The sequence below is a fragment of the Microbacterium murale genome, assembly GCF_030815955.1.
Lineage (GTDB): Bacteria > Actinomycetota > Actinomycetes > Actinomycetales > Microbacteriaceae > Microbacterium > Microbacterium murale_A.
Window position 1 is genome coordinate 1,976,762 of record NZ_JAUSXK010000001.1, and the last position, 15,969, is coordinate 1,992,730.

A 15,969-nucleotide genomic window follows, 5' to 3' on the forward strand; every position below is an offset into this window, starting at 1 on the left:
TCAGGCCGCTGTCTCCCGCTCCACCTGCCGCACGATCTGCCGCTGCAGACCCCAGACGCCGGCGATGGTGACGAGGATCATCGCGGCATAGAACACCGCGACCGCCCAGACGCTGCCGCCGCTGGAATTCAGAATCCACTGCGCGACCAGCGGCGTCGAACCGCCGAACACCGTGGCGCACAGCTGGTAGGCGAGCGAGACGCCCGAGTACCGGATGCGGGCGGGGAACGCGGATGCGAGGAAGGTAGCCAGCAGCGCGTAGTAGGCCGTGCTGCCGAGGATCGTCGCATAGAGCGTGACGGTGATCCACAGCGGAGACGCCGCCTGGATGGCCAGGAAGTACGGCACGGTCAGCAGCACGCTGAACACCAGCCCGGTGAGCATGACCCTGGCGATGCCGAAACGCTCGGCGATCTTCGCGGCGATCGGCTGCCAGATGAACTGCAGCACAGCCATGCCCAGCAGGATGTTGAGCATCAGCTGGCGGTCGAGGCCCAGCGATCCGGTCGTCCACGACAGCAGGAACGTGTTCGAGAAGTAGGCGTTCGAGATGCCCATGACGGATGCCAGGACGCCGAGCCCGATGAAGATCGGAGCGGTGCGCAGAGCGACGAGCACCGGCGCGCTCACGACCTCCTGCTTCTGCTTCGCCGCGACGAAGTCGGGCGACTCCTCCACCTTCAGGCGGATGACGAGACCGACGACCACGAGGATCGCGGAGAGCAGGAACGGGATGCGCCAGCCCCATGAGATGAACTGCTCATCGGGCAGCAGCCCCACGAGGAGGAACATCAGCGTGGCGAGGATGGATCCGGCCGGCGACCCCTGCTGCACCCACGCACCGGCGAGGCCCTTCTTCTCCGGCCGGGCGTTCTCGGTGGACAGGAGTACGGCCCCGCCCCACTCGCCCCCGACCGCGAAGCCCTGCAGGCCACGGAGCACGACGAGCAGGATCGGCGCCAGCATCCCGATCTGCGCGAACGTCGGCAGCAGTCCGATCAGGGTCGTCGCGGCGCCCATCATGATCAACGTGATGACGAGCACGTTCTTGCGCCCGAGCTTGTCGCCGAAGTGCCCGAAGACGAGGCCTCCGACGGGACGCATGAGGAAGCCGACCCAGAAGGTCGCGAACGACGCCAGCAGCGCCGCGCCGGGGGCGACGTCCGGGTAGAAGACACGTCCGAACACGAGCGCGGCCGCCGTGCCGAAGATGTAGAAGTCGTACCACTCGATCGCGGTGCCGACGAAGGCACCCACCATCGATCGTCGCTGGCGGGAAGGGGAGATCTCAGTGTGCGAAGCGGCCATAGTTGGCCCTCTCTATCGGGGAAGAGCTTTCGGGGATCGGGTACAGGCCATCTTGACGGCACGCATCCATGCTCGTCCAATGAGAAAACCGGGTATCGATATACGCTTTGTGCATGTACGGAGAGCGAGAGCTGGAAGCGTTCGTCGCGGTCATCGACCGCGGATCGGTGAGCCTGGCGGCCGAACGACTCATCCGCACGCAGCCGACGGTGTCACGGCAGATCGCTTCGCTCGAGCGGCAGGTGGGTGCCGCACTGTTCCGCCGGATGCCGAACGGAATGGTGACCACCTACGCCGGCGAGCGCCTCGAACCGATGGCCCGCGACCTCGTCCGCCGCAGCCGTCGCGCACGGGACGTGATGGACGGCATTGTGCAGGAACAGCGGTCGTTCGTCGCCGCCGCGCCCGAGATGACCAGCGTGCTCGTCCTCGCGCCCTTCATCGCCGGCGGTGGCCCGATCTCCGACGTGATGATCGCCACGCCCGCCGAGACATACGACCGGCTGCGCACCGGCGCCGACCTCGCGGTGACGACCAGTCCGCCGGCCTCGAGGCTGCGCGGCACTCGGGTGATGACGCTTCCGTTGCTCTGCCAGCTGCCGGCCTCTCACCCGCTCGCCGATGGCGACCAGATCGAGCTGAGCGACCTGCTCGCAGGTCCTTTTCTCACGTCGGGACGCGGGTCGGCCGCGTGGGCGCAGATCCAGCAGGTCGCAGAAGGCGAGGGCTGGTCGCTGGAGATGGCGAGTCTCGGGGCGGATGCGCCGATCATCCAGGCGCGATCCGCCGCAGGACACGGGCCGTGCGTCGTCGTCGAGCCGCCCCGGTTCGGGCTGGTCTCGCGGCCGCTGCACCATCGCGGCCAGGCGATGCGCTGTGCACTGTATGCGAGTTGGGAGCGCACGCACTATGCCGGCGATGACATCCGGCGCGTGGTGAAGCAGCTCACCGAGTTCGTCGCAACGCATGTCCCGGATCTGTATCCCGAGGGGACGTATCCGGCGTACGCCTGAGCGCGTGTGTCAGTCACGCCTCATCTGAGCCTGGATGCGCCGGTCGAGGTCGTCGAGTTCGGCGAGCAACTCGGAGGCGACCCACACCCGGTTGCGCTTGCGACCGGTGATCTCCTGGATGAAACCTGCCTCGCTCAGTCTGTCTATGGCCCGATACGTCTGCTGTTCTGAAGATCCTGAACGCTGCTCGATCTCGTCGGCGGCCATCACCGGGTGGTCGTAGAAGGCGGGGATGAGCGCTGCGACCGCAGAACCGGCTCGCGGGCGGAGTTCTGAATTCCATTCATCAGGCAGCGCTTTGATGCGCGCTATTGACTCCCGAGAACAGACTGCCGCTGCGCGCGCCGAGCGTGCGAACAACTCGATCAGCGGTGCCGGGTGTCCCTGCCGATATTCGCCGAGAGCGGCGAAGTAGTCCTCGCGCATGGCCAACAGGCCGCTCGCGAGCGGGACGACGGCGTTCCGGGTCACGCCACGTCGTCGAAGAACGGCAGACACGAGCGCGCGACCGATACGACCGTTGCCATCAGTGAACGCGTGGATGGACTCGAACTGGGCGTGCGCGATCGCGGCCTGCACCATCACAGGTATGTCGTCGCGATTGAGGTAGTCGATGAGATCGTCCATCAACGTGTGCACTCGCTCAGGGGAGGGAGGAACATAAAGCGCATCGCGTGGCGAATGGTCGCTGCCGCCGATCCAGTTCTGCATATCCCTCATGCGACCGGCGTAAGCGGCTTCGTGAGGATCGTCTTGCATCAGCGCGCGGTGGGCGACAAGCAGATCTTCAAGGACGAACTTTCCACGTTCGGCCGTTGCGGTCACGAGACCGTGCAGCGCAGTACTCGCGGCCACCATGCTCGTCGCGGAGGAGTTCGAGCGGTTGCCCGCCAGCGCCTTCGCGTAGTCGACAGCGCTTGCGGACACTCGCTCGATCTTCGACGACGCCACCGATTCCGTCCGGATCATGAAGCGACTCAGCGCTGCCGAATGCCCTTCGGCGTCCGTATCGGCCTGCGCGACTGCGAGAAGTGCCTCCTCAGATGTGACGATCGTCATCATCGGTGGAATGTAGTCGAGCGACGAGATCATCGCGGGGATCGTCGCATCGACAGATGACAGTGTGCGATCGGCTCGGGTGCCGCCCCGGACCTGCTGGCGCCATGGCAGCGTCTCGATGGCTGGGACCGGCCACAAGAAGTGCGACGGTGAGCTGCGCTCAGTGTTGCTCATAACCCGAGTATTGCACTTCTTACCAAGCTTTAGCTTGAATAAACACGAGTTTGGCGTCCGGAGGTAAGGGTTATCGAAGTCGGCGAGCTATCTTCTCGCATCCACCTCTGCCAGCCCGACTCGCATCGCCTCCCGCTCCGCAGCATCCCACGGTCCGGATGCGGCCAGCGGGATCTCGGTCATGAATCGTCGCTCACTCTCGGGAATCCGCTCCGCGACCACCTCGGGCTGCGCGCCGGCTGCCGAATACAGAGCAGGCCCGTCGGCGTAGAAGAGGTCGCACGCCACGAGCCGGCCGTCGGATCCGCGCATCACGTTCGACGGATTCTGGTCGAGCGGGCCGCACCATGGCAGCTCCTGCAGTGCACGCGCGTGGATGCCGCGGATGATGTCGACCAGCTCGGCGACGGACTCCTCGCGATTCTCGATCGCCCGGTGGAATTCGATGGCCTCCTGCTCAGCTACGGCCTCGAGCCATTCCATCACCTGCAGGTCTCCGCCGCCGACGAGGCGTCGATGGACGAAGAGCTGCGGCACCTGCCGCGTGTGCGCGGCCTCGCGATAGAGCTCCGCGGTGTACGGGCCGGTCGGGTCGAAGGGGCTGATCCGCACCGCCATCGTTCGGTCGGGAGTTCGATCGGGAGAGCGCAGCGCGATCGCCCAGTCTCCGGCGCCGCACGGTGTCCAGCCGGCCTCGGTGAACACGCGCTCGGCATCGCGATGCGTGGCCTCCGGCGGGAGCAGATCGAGGATGTCGTTCATGCGTCCAGTCTGCGACAACTGCGGCAGACTCGGCCAGCGCGCTCCTCACGACATCGCGTCGACCACGGCGATCTGCACATTAGCGCCGTCGATGCTGCCCAGCTCTGCGGAATCTGTGTCGCTGAGCCCGTCATCGGTGATCACGGCCACGAAATCGTCGAGGCCGAGGACGCGATATTTTGCGTAAGTGCCGAATTTGGCGCTGTCGGCGAGCAGGATGCTGGATGTCGCCGACGCGTGCGCGGCCCGCTTCGCTTCGACCTTCGCGTCCATCGGGGTGGTGGCGCCGTGGTGGGCATCCCACGAGCTGGTCGACAGAATCGCGAGATCGAGAGAGAGCTCAGCAAGAGTGAGCGCGGCCAGCCGTCCGACCATGGATTCGTTGTCGCGGTCGACGCGTCCGCCGACGCAGATGAGTTCGGCGCTGGGGTGATCGAGGAACGCCTGGATCGTGCCGAGATCGTTCGACACGATGGTCAGATCCCTGCGGGATTCGAGGTGCGGACGCATCGCCTGCACGGTGGTCCCCGCATCGAGGTAGATGGTCATGGCATCGGTCACGAACGACGCCGCGAGTTCGGCGATCGCCGACTTCTGCAGCCGGTTCACAGCGGCTTTGTCCGCACGGCGAGGCTCGGAGACCATCTTCGTGATCGCGGCGGCGCCACCCTGCGTCGCGAGCAGCCGTCCTTGCTCTGCGAGGGCTGAAACGTCGCGTCGTGCCGTCATCTGACTCACGCCGAGGTGCTCGGTGATCTGCCGGTAACTGAGCACCTGCTCCTTGCGGAGGAGTCGCAGAATGCGTTGCCGCCTCTGCTCAGGGATCAGTGATGTCGTACCGGTCATCCGTGTTCCTCCGGCCCTCAGTCTAGAGTCGCTGGGGCGCGGCGCGAGCAGACGGCGTCCACGGACTGCCCCATCGCTGCGCGAGCTCCTCGATCTGTCCTGCGGTGAGTTCGACGCGCTGCAAGGGATCTGTCAGAAGCACGATGCGACAGGCCTCCTCGAGCTCGATCGCCCGATCCACGGCGTCATCGATGTCGCTTCCGGCCACGACAGCACCGTGGTTCGCGAGCAACGCTGCGCGCATCGGCCATGGCGCCTCGTACACGTCGACGCCGAGGGTGGCGTCTCCAGGGTGTCGGTACGGAAGCAACGGCGTCTGGCCGACGCGCATCACGAAGTACGGGGTGAGCGGCGCAACAGCATTGTGATCCGCCCACGGCGTCATACATGACAGGGCCACCGCGTGTGGAGAATGCACGTGGATCACAGCGCCGAATCCGGCATCCCGACGGTAGAAGCCGACGTGCAGCGGCGCCTCCTTCGATGCCTTCGCGCCGCCCACGTGCGTGCCGTCCATCGTCAACCGGGCCAAGGAGCGCTCATCGATCCGCCCGAGCTCCACACCCGTTCCCGTGATGAGGATGCTGTCGGCATCGCGCACGCTCATATTGCCGCTGGATCCAGGGCTCAGCCCGGCCTCGATCAGGCGGCGGCCCGCGGCAGCGAGGCCATCGAGTGCGCTCCGGTTCATGCGAGTTCCTTCCATGCGGCGACGAACAGATCCTCGTCGCCGAAGTTGCCGCTCTTCAATGCGAGCGCGATCCTTCGGCCACCGGCATCCGCCGTCGACCAGCACACACCAGGCGCCAGCTCCGGCCCGATGCGCAAGGACTGCACATCGAGCTCGCGCACCACGGCGCCGCTGGTCTCGCCGCCTGCCACGATCATCGCCGTGACCCTGCCATCGGCGACCAGCTTCCGCGCGACACCCGCCAAGACGCGTTCGACGACCGGCGCCACGTCGATGCCGCCCTGTTCGGATCGCACATCCGACCGGTTCCGTGCTGCGCACACGACCGGGTGCGCTCCGGCATCCTGGGTGAGCACCCAGTCGGCAAGCTCTGTGATCGCCCGGTCCGGATCGGCGAGCGCCTGCTCGAGGTCGATCTGCCGCACCGGCTGCGACTGCGCCGCCACATCGAGTTGCGCGAGCGTGGCCCGTGACACGCTCCCGCAGAGCACGACGCCCCGACCCGGCTGCGGCGGTGACCAGACGTCGCTTCGGCGACCGGGACCGTGCAGTCCGAGCGCGAGGCCAGAGCCGCCGGAAACCACGACATCATCGGTGGTCGCCGCGGCGATCACCGCGAGGTCGTCTTCGTCGATCGCATCGATCACGGTGTAACGGCAGCTGCTCGCGTCCAGTGCCCGGCGAATCGCATCCGCGCCCTGCCTGACGACAGCGTGGAAGACCTCGTCGACGGCCTCATCCGTCTGGGGCCGCAGGATGTCCGCAACCCGAGAGCGGGTCATCGGGGTGAGCGGATGCTGGCGCATCGAGGAGTGCTCAAGGAGATCGGATCCGACGAACAGATGGCCCAGGTAGACGGTCCGTCCGTTCGCCGGCAGGGCGGGCACGACAACGCACCGCGCGGCGCCGAGCTCCTCGGTGACGGCATCCAGGATCGGACCGATATTGCCCTCGTCGGTCGAATCGAAAGTCGAGCAGTACTTCACATAGAAGCGTGTCGCGCCGAGTCCGCGCAGCGCGCGCAGGGCGGCGAGCGATGACGCGACGGCGGCGTCAGGGCGTGCCGTGCGTGTCTTCAGCGCGATGACCACGGCGTCGACATCGCCGAGTCCGGTGGTGTCGCCGTCTTCGATCACGACGGCGACGCTGTGGCCTGACCGACGCAGCATCGTGGCCAGATCGGTGGCGCCGGTGAAGTCGTCTGCGATGGCTCCAAGCACTTTCTCGCCCCTGCCTCGTGTGTCTGCGTGGTGTCCTATGGACCGGATGCAACTCATCCGACAACCATCGTATGTGAATATTTGGTATGAAGTTGGATGATTATGGAAACTGTGGCACAGTTGCCCACAGCCGCTCGAAAGCCGCGCGGCCGCATGAAGAATCGGAACAACGGTGATCCTCCCGCACCCCCACCGCAGTCGAGCTGCCGTCCGCGTCGCCCTCACCGGGGCGAAGGGCGGATACGGACGCACCTTCCTCGCGCAGCTCGCGCTCACGCCGGAACTGCTTCCCGCAGTCCTGATCGATCCTGACATCGCCGGTGTGCGCGAGATGGTTCTCTCGCTCGGCATCCCCGCCGCGCAGATCAGCGAATGCGCTGATACCGACCAGGTCTCGCGTGCCGTCGCCGAGGGCAAGACCGCGATCATCGGGTCCGGCGACGCGATCGATTGGCAGAGCATCGATGTTCTCGTGGAGGCATGCGGCCGGGTCGGCGCCGGCAGCCGCTACGCCGCAGATGCACTCGCCAACGGTACGCACGTCGTGATGGTGAGCAAGGAAGTGGACACCGTGGCAGGTGTGGAGCTCGCGGCCCTCGCCGCGGACCACGGACTCGGATACCTCCCGGGCGACGGCGACCAGCCGGCCGATCTGCTCCGCCTGCTCGACTGGGTCAGCGCAGTCGGCCTCGACATCGTCGCCGTCGGCAAGTCAGGCGAGTACGACATCGTCTTCGACCCCGCCACAGGTCGCGCGACGCAGGCAGGTGAGAGCGTCGATGCGCCGGAGCTTTCCGGTCTCCTCGAGATCGGTGACGACACCGTGGCCACGCTCACCGCTCGCGCCGAGGCCGTTCGAGGGCTGAAGCGCGCTGCTGCCGCTGACTCCTGCGAGATGACGGTGGTCGCCTCGCGCATCGGCTCCGTCGCTGATGTGGAGGCGATGCACTACCCGGTCGCACGTATCGACGAACTCGCGGATATCTACGCTTCGCGCGAGGAAGGCGGCATCCGCCAGCGCGACGGTATCGTCGACGTCTTCTCCGCACTTCGCCTGCCCGGTGAGGCGAGCTTTGCCGGCGGCGTGTTCGCGATCGTCCGCACGGGCGACCGCGAGACATGGGAACTGCTGCGCGGCAAGGGGCACGTCATCAGCCGGGACGGCCGGTACGCGTGCATCTACTGGCCGTACCACTACATGGGTGTGGAGACTCCACTCACCGTTCACGCCGTCATGGACGGCGCAGCGGCGCTTTCGCCTCGTCCGTCCCTGCTTCTCGCCGCGCGCGCGACGGAGGACATCCCCGCCGGCACATCATTCGCCGTCGCCGGACACCATCACGAGATCGCGGGCGTCGCGCCCGTGATGATCGATGCGGATGACACGGTCAGTGCCTATTACCTGCTCGATGGAGCACATGCCACGCGCACCATCGCTCGCGGCGAGCTCATCCGGTTCGGCGATGTCGAAGGCATCGACGCCGGGGCTCTCGCGCTTCACAACGCGGGCATCGCCCGCTTCGCCACGAACTGATCGGAGTGAGTCGATGACGATGACCACCACCACCCACGCGGCAGGCGCCGCATTGACCCGAACCGAGGCGAGGGCATGACCGCTGAGATCATCGCGCTGATCGGACTCGCGCTCGTCTTCACCGTATCGGCGCTGCGCAACGTGCACATGGGCGCTCTCGCGCTCGTCGCCGCGTTCGTCGTCGGCATCGGGATCGTCGGGGAGAGCCTCGACGATGTGCTCGGCGGATTCCCTGTCGATGCACTCGTGATCCTGCTCGGCATCACCTACCTGTTCGGCATCGCTCGCGAGACCGGAACCATCGACTGGCTCGTGGATCGTTCCCTGGTGCTCATCGGTGACCGGGTGGCGCTGCTGCCGTGGGGCCTGTGGGCCATCGCGAGCGCCGTCGCATGCCTCGGAACCTCGCACGCCGCCTTCGCCGTCGTGCCGATCGCAATGAGCCTCGCGCACAGCCACCGCATCAACTCGACGATGATGGGCATCGCCATGAGCTCGGCAATCGTCGGTGGCGCACTCGCTCCGACGAGCATCGTCGGCATCACCGTGCAGACCGTCGCCTCGCAGGCGAACCTGACGTACAACGCCGGACTGATGTTCGCGCTCTCCATCGGCATCAACGCGCTCGTCGTACTGGTCGCGTTCTTCCTCTTCGGCGGACGTGAGCTCATCGCCCGCTCCCGTGGCGAGGGTAAGGATGCTCCGACAGGCGGAGCCTCCCTCGGAAACCGCACGGCCGGCGGCGTCCTCTCCGCGACGAAGACGGCAGCCCCGGTCGCGACTCAGAAGCTGACAGCGCTGCAGGTCGTCGTGATCGTCTCGATCTTCGTCCTCATCGGAGGCTTCTTCGCCTTGACCCAGCTGGGCGTCGACATCAACCTCGGCGTGGTCGCTCTGACGATCGCCGTGGTGATCGCGCTGATCGACCCGAAGATCGGTCGCAAGGCCATCGCTCGTGTCGACTGGGGCACGATCCTGCTTCTCGGTGGCATCATCACCTACGTCGGGGTTCTCACCAGGCTCGGTGCGATCGACCAGCTCGGCGAGATGGCACGTTCTGTCAGCAGCCCGTTGCTCGCGGCGTTCGTCATCTGTGTGGTGGCGGCACTGGTCTCGGCGTTCGCGTCCACGATCGGCATCATCGGCGCGCTCATCCCGCTCGCCGTGCCCCTGCTGGTCGTGGGTGGCGGGTTGGAGATGACGGGCTTCATCTACGCGCTCGCGATCTCGGCCTCGCTCGTCGACTGTGCGCCGTTCGGCACCACCGGAGCCACGATCGTGGCCTCCACCGTGGAAGAGGACCGTCCGCGGGTCTATCGAAATCTCACCATCTGGGGTCTTGCGATGGTCATCATCGGTCCGGTGGTCACGCTGGCGACCATGGTCGTGCCGTTCCTCTGGCTCTGACCAGCTGGGCTGCCTGACCTGATCGGCGAGGCGGGGACGAACATCTCGTCCCCGCCTTGCCGTTTCTGCGTTGAAATGCTGATCGTCAAGCAGCAGCGTTCATCTAGTTACAAAATGCCAAGTGATTTATCTCGTGTACTGGGCACTTCCTCGTCAGATTTGGTTCGTGCCCGCGCGCGGCGTAATACTCGTGGCACACCCGGGCTCCCATCCTCCCCGGTAACGACATGAACTCTCCCTCACGCAGCCTTCCGTCAAGCGGTCTTCCCGCAGCCACGAGCGTCGCCATCATCGGCGCCGGTCGCGTCGGCGGCGTGCTCGCTGCCGCGCTTCGACAGGCCGGGCTCACGGTGCACGGGCCATTTGGGCGAGGCGAGACGATTCCGATGGTGGAGGTCGCGCTGCTCTGCGTGCCCGATTCCGCAATCGCGGATGCATCCGCCGCGGTCCGTGACCGCGTGCGATACGTCGGCCACGTCTCCGGTGCCACACCGCTCGACGACGTCGACTTCAGCATCCACCCGCTGCAGACCTTCACCGGCTCCGAGTCGCCAGACATCTTTCTCGGCATCGGCGCCGCAGTCGCAGGCCGCACGCCGGCCGACACATACCTGGCAGAACAACTCGCCCGCGCCCTCGGCGCCCGACCCTTCGAGATCGACGCCGCCCACCGTGCCGGTTACCACGCGGCCGCATCCTTCGCCTCGAACTTCGTGCTCACCGTGCTCGACGCGGCCGAGCAGCTCGCAGCATCCGCCGGCATCCCGGACGATGAGGCGCGCGACCTCCTCGCTCCCCTCATCCGCCGCACGGTCGACAATTGGCAGAGCATGGGCGCGACAGCATCTCTCACCGGCCCGATCGCCCGCGGCGACGAGGTCACGATCGCTCGTCAGCGCGCGGCCGTCGATGAAGCCGACCCCGCGCTGACGAGTCTGTTCGACGCACTCGCGACCGCCACCCGTGCCGTCGCCGGCCAGAAGGCAGCGGTATGAGAATCCTCCGCACGATTCCCGAAGTGCGTGCTGTCGTCGAGAACGCCAGGCGCGCGGGTCGCAAAGTAGGGCTCGTCCCCACCATGGGCGCCTTCCACGACGGCCACGTCTCACTGATGCACGCCGCGCGCCGCCAGAACGACCTCGTCGTCGTCTCGCTGTTCGTCAACCCGACCCAGTTCGGCGCGAACGAAGACCTCAGCAGCTACCCCCGCAATGAGCATGCCGACGCCCGCGCGCGCAGAGCGGGAGGGGGCAGACATCCTCTTCGCCCCCGATGCCGCCGAGATCTATCCCGACGGCTTCGCCACCAGCATCCACGTCTCGGGCGTCACCGAGATGCTCGACGGCGCGAGCCGCGGCCCGCACCACTTCGACGGCGTCGCCACGGTCGTCGCCAAGCTGTTCGGCATCGTCCGGCCTGACGTCGCGTACTTCGGACAGAAGGATGCGCAGCAGATCGCCGTCGTTCGTCGCCTCGTGCGCGACCTCGACCTCGACGTGCGCATCGAAGCGTGCCCGATCGTGCGCGAAGCCGATGGACTCGCCATGAGCTCGCGCAACGTCTACCTCGACCCCGCGGCTCGCACGCAGGCGACCGCGCTCAATCGTGCGCTCGACGCAGCGGCCGCGCTGCATGATTCGGGCGAGCGCGACGGCGACAGCATCCTTTCGGCGGCGCGCGACGTACTCGACGCGGCCGGCATCACCCCGGAGTACCTCGAGCTGCGCGACGCTCTCACGTTGCGCACCGTCACGACCGTCGAAGACGATGCCCTCCTCGCCGTCGCCGCCCGAGTGGCAGCTGCTCGACTGATCGACAACCACGTCCTGAAACGGAGAGCCTGATGCGCCGCACCATGCTGAAGTCGAAGATCCACCGCGCCACCATCACCGGCAGCGACCTCAACTACGTCGGCTCGATCACCATCGACCCCGACCTGCTCGAGGCCGCCGACATCCTCGCGCACGAGCAGGTGCACGTGGTCGATGTCGACAACGGGGCACGCTTCGAGACTTACACGATCGCGGGAGAGCGCGGTTCAGGAGTCATCCAGGTCAACGGCGCCGCCGCGCGCCTCGTGCACTCCGGGGACACCATCATCGTCATCTCCTACGCCGACTACTCGCGCGAAGACCTCGAGACGTACGAGCCCGTGGTCGTGCACGTCGATCGCGCGAACGCGATCATCCAGGTCGACGACGTCGTGGATCGTCTGCTGACGGAGGCCAACGCATGAGCGTGCACGCGACGACGCGCAAGCGGGTCACCTTGGCGAGACTTGTCGAGATGAAGGATGCCGGTGAGCCGATCGTCATGGTCACCGCCTACGACCACCCCGGTGCGCAGATCGTCGAGGCCGCCGGCGTCGACATCGTGCTCGTCGGCGACTCGGGCGCGATGACGGTGCTCGGCTACGACAGCACCGTGCCCGTCACCGTCGACGAGATGCTCATGCTCACCAAGGCCGTTCGGCGAGGGCTGGCTGCGCCGCTGCTCGTCGGGGATCTGCCGTTCGGATCGTACGAGGCATCCGATGCGCTCGCGATCGCCACGGCGCAGCGCTTCATCAAAGAGGCCGGCTGCGACCTCGTGAAGATCGAGCGCGGCGGCACCTCGGTCGACCGTGCGCGTGCTCTCGTCGCCGCGGGCATCCCGGTCGTCGGCCACGTCGGTCTCACCCCGCAGACCGCCACCGCCCTCGGCGGGTACCGCGCGCAGGGTCGCACCGCCGACGCCGCGCGTGCGGTGATCGATGACGCGCTCGCCCTGCAGGATGCCGGATGCTCACTGCTCGTCATCGAAGCCGTGCCCTCGGAGGTGACGCAGGCGCTCGTGCCGCTGCTCGACATCCCCGTGATCGGGATCGGCGCGGGGGCGGATGCCGACGGCCAGGTGCTCGTCTTCCACGACCTGCTCGGACTCTACGACGGCAGTGCCGCGAAGTTCGTGAAGCGCTACGCCGATCTGCGGACGGATGCCGTCGCCGGGGTCGCGGCGTACGCGGACGAGGTGCGGTCGGGGGCGTATCCGGCGCCGGAGCATTCATACTCGATGCCGGCGGATGAGGCGGCGGAGTTGCGGGGGATGCTCGTCGGGCGGTGACGTGCCGACGGTCTCTCCCCGATGGCATCCGAAGACGCCCGTGCGCAGACAGAAATGGTGGGAGAGGAGCGGGTCTCCCCGGCCCCTCTCCCACCATTTGTGGCAGCCGTTCACGGCCGCCAGGATCACTCTGTCGGAGCGCCCCCTTCGCGCAGCACCGTCTCGACGGTGTTACCCGCATAGTCCTCGAGCACCGCGGTCACGCGGCTCGAGTCGGACGCGAGCACCGGGCTCATAGCCACGAGCGTCGTCCGCCCTCGAATGATGTACGGGCGCGGCCCCTGACTGTACGTCGTGTCGAACTGCACCGGCACACCGTCTTCGAGGATGGTGAGCGTATGCCAGTCCGACTGCGTCGGGCGAGTGATGAACATCTGATCACCCTCGAATCGCACCGCGTCTGCCGGATACGGTTCGATCTGCGTGTCGGCGAAGTTTCCGCGCAACGTGGCGGCGACGTTATTGCCCTTCGTCTCGACCTTGATCCGGTACTCCGATCCGTCCTGGGGCAGCCCAGGGAACGACACCGTCGAGTCCTTCTTCTTCACGTCGGCGGATGCCAGTTCATCACCCTCCGGCGAAAGCACCGTCACTGTCGCAGCGCTGCGGCCCTTGTCAGCAGCCGTCCACGACACATCGAGCTGGTCGCCCGCCTGCGTCGCCGTCACGCCGGTCACCGCATGGTCCGGATCGAAGCGAGCCGTGGCTGCTTCGCTCCGAGTGCCGTCCGGCGCGATCGCCACCAGCCGCAGCGTGCCGCTGTTCGCCGGCATGTTCTTCACATACATCGTCTCGTCGTACCCGCCGACGAGGAACTGGTCGTCGAGGAACAGCTCGTAGCGACGCACCTCGTCGTATGGGGCGAGATCCCACGAGACGAAGGCTTCAGAAGAACTCGGCAGGTACTCGTCCAGTGTGAGCCCGGTGGGCTCGGCCGTCGCCCGCTTCTCGCCGTCGAGCACTCGCAGCGCGCCGACGTTCACCTGGTAGTCGGTGATCGGCTCGGCACCCGCAGCCACCGAAAGACCGAGCGTGATGATGCGGTCGCCGGCGTGATCGCCGAGGCTGACCTGCTCGGTGCGCCAGCCTTCCGTCGCGTCTCCGCTGTTGCTCACGGGAAGCTGGACCACCTCGTCCGGCGCGGATGCGAAGATCGCGGAAACGCGCAGCTCCGAATCATCGGTGCGCGGCTTCGTGAAGGTCAGTTCGACGTTCGAGTCATCCGTCACGTCGAGGTCGGTCTGGAACAGACGCACGGTGGCTTCGGCGTCGAGCGCCCCACTCAGCACGAGCGAGCTGCCACCGGTGTACCCGCCGACCGGCTCATACGCGAAGCGCTCGGCTGCGACGTACTCCGGGCCGTAGTCGAAGTCCGCGGTGAGCGGCGTCGCACTTTCGGACTCGACCCACCACTGCCAGGTCGGCGGCACGTCCTGCCGATTGATGTCGCCCCACTCTGCTTCGCTCGTGAGCTGACCTTCGGTCCAGTTCGCCAGGCCATGGCCGGTGTTGAAGTCGGTCGAGAACGTGCTGCCGTCGACCACAGAGCGCTCGGCGATGTACTTCGAGATGCCGTCCCAGCCTTCTTCCGGCTCGGTGGAACCACTGGATGATCCGGTCCACCAGCGGCGCTCGCGATCGAACACCTCCCACTGCATCGCGTCGTCGGTCTTGTTCGCGTAGTCCGACGAGACGAAGTCGGCGCCGAGCGTCGCGATCGAGGTCTTCGGATCACCGTTCTCGTCGAGGATCTGGTCGAGGTCGTACTCCTGCTCGAACTGGTCACCGCCGGCCTCTACTCCGGCGTAGACCGCTTCGTACGGGTCGAGCCCGAGAGACAGGGCGTGGTCGCGCGAGTCGCTGAGCATGTCGGCGTTCCACCAGTAGTTCAAGAACATCGAGTCGGTGACTCGCCCCTTCTCGGGGTCGAGCACCCACGGGCTGTTCACCTCGTTGAACTCGTTCTGGTAGTTCAGGTCGCCAGTGGGGTCGTCGGTCGAGTCGTACCACTGCACGTACATGCCGCCGTCGCGCAGCACCTGCAGGAACTCCTTGTAGACCGGCACGTCAACCGCTGCGACACCGGCGATCTCCTCCTGGTTGATGAAGTACCCGTCGTAGCCGAAGTACTTCGCCATCTCGACGAGTTTGTCGGCGACGGGGAAGCCGCCGTCCTCGTCGCGCACGAGCAGCTCGCGGTAGTTCTGGTCGCCGCGGTCGTTCGCCGAGAAGAAGATGCAGGCGATCGAGAGGGCCCCGTTGGCGTGGGCCGCATTGGTGTACGCCGGGTTGGGCAGGTTCAGCATCCCGAATTCGAACCAGCGCTGCGTCCACTCGAGGGAGGGATCGTAGAGCTCTGGCGGAACGCCTGCAGACGCCATGCCGTGCCAGGGTGCGTAGACGTCCGTGTACTGCCAGTAGTTGAAGAGGTATTGGCTGAACTCGTTGGTGCCCTGGTGGCTCTCGAAGAACGCGTTGCCGTAGTCGCCAGCGAGGGTGAGCATCTGGGTCTCTGCAGGCAGCTCGGGGTTGCGCTGGGTCGTCGCGTTGGGAGCGTTGCGCTCCTGCAGCGGAACATGCGCTCGCAGCATCGAAGCGTGCTGGTCGGTCGCAGGGCTCCAATCGAGTACATCGGTCGCGGTGTACCCGTGCTGATACGGCTGGTTCTCGCCGATCGCGCTGTCGCCTTCCCATGGCAGGGTGTCGGCGGCCTGCGCGCCAGTGGCGACGAGCGTGAGGGTGACGGATGCGGCAGTGACGGCGAGGGCCCCGCGCCGGATGCGGCGGGCCCTGTTCGGGGGAGTGTTGGCGGTCAAGACGAAATCTCCTCTTCGAGGTGTCGAGCTGTTCTCT

At 66.6% G+C, this 15,969-nt stretch carries 14 protein-coding genes and 1 pseudogene; 8 read left to right on the top strand and 7 right to left on the bottom strand.

From position 1 onward, the window contains the following. Complete coding sequence (locus tag QFZ46_RS09750; protein WP_307360845.1) at nucleotides 1–1,308, bottom strand: MFS transporter; 1,308 nt, start codon at nucleotides 1,306–1,308, stop codon at nucleotides 1–3. A gap of 113 nt (nucleotides 1,309–1,421) precedes the next feature. Here QFZ46_RS09750 and QFZ46_RS09755 point away from each other — a divergent pair, with 113 nt between their 5' ends. Beyond that, a complete protein-coding gene (locus tag QFZ46_RS09755; protein WP_307360848.1) occupies nucleotides 1,422–2,321 on the top strand; it encodes a LysR family transcriptional regulator in 900 nt (299 codons plus the stop codon). 9 nt (nucleotides 2,322–2,330) lie between these two features. On the opposite strand, the gene QFZ46_RS09760 is transcribed toward QFZ46_RS09755, so the two are convergent. From QFZ46_RS09760 to otnK, 5 genes are all read right to left on the bottom strand, one after another. Then, nucleotides 2,331–3,554: a Fic family protein gene (locus tag QFZ46_RS09760; RefSeq protein WP_307360851.1), complete on the bottom strand. Its 1,224-nt coding sequence runs from the start codon at nucleotides 3,552–3,554 to the stop codon at nucleotides 2,331–2,333. Nucleotides 3,555–3,641: 87 nt separating this feature from the next. After that, complete coding sequence (locus QFZ46_RS09765) at nucleotides 3,642–4,316, bottom strand: hypothetical protein (protein ID WP_307360853.1); 675 nt, start codon at nucleotides 4,314–4,316, stop codon at nucleotides 3,642–3,644. Between the two features lie 45 nt (nucleotides 4,317–4,361). Continuing rightward, nucleotides 4,362–5,162, bottom strand: coding sequence for a DeoR/GlpR family DNA-binding transcription regulator (locus QFZ46_RS09770; protein WP_307360855.1), 801 nt, complete (start codon nucleotides 5,160–5,162; stop codon nucleotides 4,362–4,364). A gap of 22 nt (nucleotides 5,163–5,184) precedes the next feature. Further along, a complete protein-coding gene (locus QFZ46_RS09775; RefSeq protein ID WP_307360857.1) occupies nucleotides 5,185–5,853 on the bottom strand; it encodes a class II aldolase/adducin family protein in 669 nt (222 codons plus the stop codon). Continuing rightward, nucleotides 5,850–7,073, bottom strand: coding sequence for a 3-oxo-tetronate kinase (gene otnK, locus QFZ46_RS09780; RefSeq protein ID WP_307360861.1), 1,224 nt, complete (start codon nucleotides 7,071–7,073; stop codon nucleotides 5,850–5,852). The genes QFZ46_RS09775 and otnK overlap by 4 nt, the downstream gene beginning before the upstream one ends. Before the next feature lie 172 nt (nucleotides 7,074–7,245). On the opposite strand from otnK, the gene QFZ46_RS09785 reads away from it, so the two are divergent. The 7 genes and pseudogenes from QFZ46_RS09785 (at nucleotide 7,246) to panB (ending at nucleotide 13,116) form a co-directional block, all read left to right on the top strand. After that, entirely contained in the window at nucleotides 7,246–8,607 is a 1,362-nt protein-coding gene (locus tag QFZ46_RS09785) for a homoserine dehydrogenase (protein WP_307360863.1), read from the top strand. Between the two features lie 75 nt (nucleotides 8,608–8,682). Continuing rightward, nucleotides 8,683–10,014, top strand: coding sequence for an SLC13 family permease (locus QFZ46_RS09790; RefSeq protein ID WP_307360866.1), 1,332 nt, complete (start codon nucleotides 8,683–8,685; stop codon nucleotides 10,012–10,014). Between the two features lie 227 nt (nucleotides 10,015–10,241). After that, nucleotides 10,242–11,009 carry a DUF2520 domain-containing protein gene (locus QFZ46_RS09795; protein ID WP_307360869.1) on the top strand — a complete coding sequence of 256 codons (768 nt, stop codon included), beginning with the start codon at nucleotides 10,242–10,244 and terminating at the stop codon, nucleotides 11,007–11,009. Next, nucleotides 11,006–11,188: pseudogene (locus tag QFZ46_RS09800) on the top strand (pantoate--beta-alanine ligase); the annotation flags it as partial. The gene QFZ46_RS09795 and the pseudogene QFZ46_RS09800, both read left to right, overlap by 4 nt. Nucleotides 11,189–11,225: 37 nt before the next feature. Beyond that, nucleotides 11,226–11,858 carry a pantoate--beta-alanine ligase gene (panC, locus tag QFZ46_RS09805; protein ID WP_307360871.1) on the top strand — a complete coding sequence of 211 codons (633 nt, stop codon included), beginning with the start codon at nucleotides 11,226–11,228 and terminating at the stop codon, nucleotides 11,856–11,858. Further along, nucleotides 11,858–12,250 (top strand): aspartate 1-decarboxylase, encoded by a 393-nt coding sequence (gene panD / locus QFZ46_RS09810; RefSeq protein ID WP_307360874.1) that lies wholly within the window; start codon nucleotides 11,858–11,860, stop codon nucleotides 12,248–12,250. Before panC ends, panD begins: the two co-directional genes overlap by 1 nt. Beyond that, complete coding sequence (panB, locus tag QFZ46_RS09815) at nucleotides 12,247–13,116, top strand: 3-methyl-2-oxobutanoate hydroxymethyltransferase (protein WP_307360877.1); 870 nt, start codon at nucleotides 12,247–12,249, stop codon at nucleotides 13,114–13,116. The genes panD and panB overlap by 4 nt, the downstream gene beginning before the upstream one ends. Nucleotides 13,117–13,241: 125 nt before the next feature. Here panB and QFZ46_RS09820 read toward each other — a convergent pair whose 3' ends face one another. Then, complete coding sequence (locus QFZ46_RS09820) at nucleotides 13,242–15,932, bottom strand: endo-beta-N-acetylglucosaminidase (protein ID WP_307360880.1); 2,691 nt, start codon at nucleotides 15,930–15,932, stop codon at nucleotides 13,242–13,244. Between the last annotated feature and the right edge of the window lie 37 nt (nucleotides 15,933–15,969).

What these genes read in the sequence shown, in the direction of transcription:
- QFZ46_RS09750 (WP_307360845.1), bottom strand. Translation starts at nt 1,308, where the DNA reads ATGGCCGCTTCGCACACTGAGATCTCCCCTTCCCGCCAGCGACGATCG.
- QFZ46_RS09755 (WP_307360848.1), top strand. Translation starts at nt 1,422, where the DNA reads ATGTACGGAGAGCGAGAGCTGGAAGCGTTCGTCGCGGTCATCGACCGC.
- QFZ46_RS09760 (WP_307360851.1), bottom strand. Translation starts at nt 3,554, where the DNA reads ATGAGCAACACTGAGCGCAGCTCACCGTCGCACTTCTTGTGGCCGGTC.
- QFZ46_RS09765 (WP_307360853.1), bottom strand. Translation starts at nt 4,316, where the DNA reads ATGAACGACATCCTCGATCTGCTCCCGCCGGAGGCCACGCATCGCGAT.
- QFZ46_RS09770 (WP_307360855.1), bottom strand. Translation starts at nt 5,162, where the DNA reads ATGACCGGTACGACATCACTGATCCCTGAGCAGAGGCGGCAACGCATT.
- QFZ46_RS09775 (WP_307360857.1), bottom strand. Translation starts at nt 5,853, where the DNA reads ATGAACCGGAGCGCACTCGATGGCCTCGCTGCCGCGGGCCGCCGCCTG.
- QFZ46_RS09790 (WP_307360866.1), top strand. Translation starts at nt 8,683, where the DNA reads ATGACCGCTGAGATCATCGCGCTGATCGGACTCGCGCTCGTCTTCACC.
- QFZ46_RS09795 (WP_307360869.1), top strand. Translation starts at nt 10,242, where the DNA reads ATGAACTCTCCCTCACGCAGCCTTCCGTCAAGCGGTCTTCCCGCAGCC.
- panC (WP_307360871.1), top strand. Translation starts at nt 11,226, where the DNA reads ATGAGCATGCCGACGCCCGCGCGCGCAGAGCGGGAGGGGGCAGACATC.
- panD (WP_307360874.1), top strand. Translation starts at nt 11,858, where the DNA reads ATGCGCCGCACCATGCTGAAGTCGAAGATCCACCGCGCCACCATCACC.
- panB (WP_307360877.1), top strand. Translation starts at nt 12,247, where the DNA reads ATGAGCGTGCACGCGACGACGCGCAAGCGGGTCACCTTGGCGAGACTT.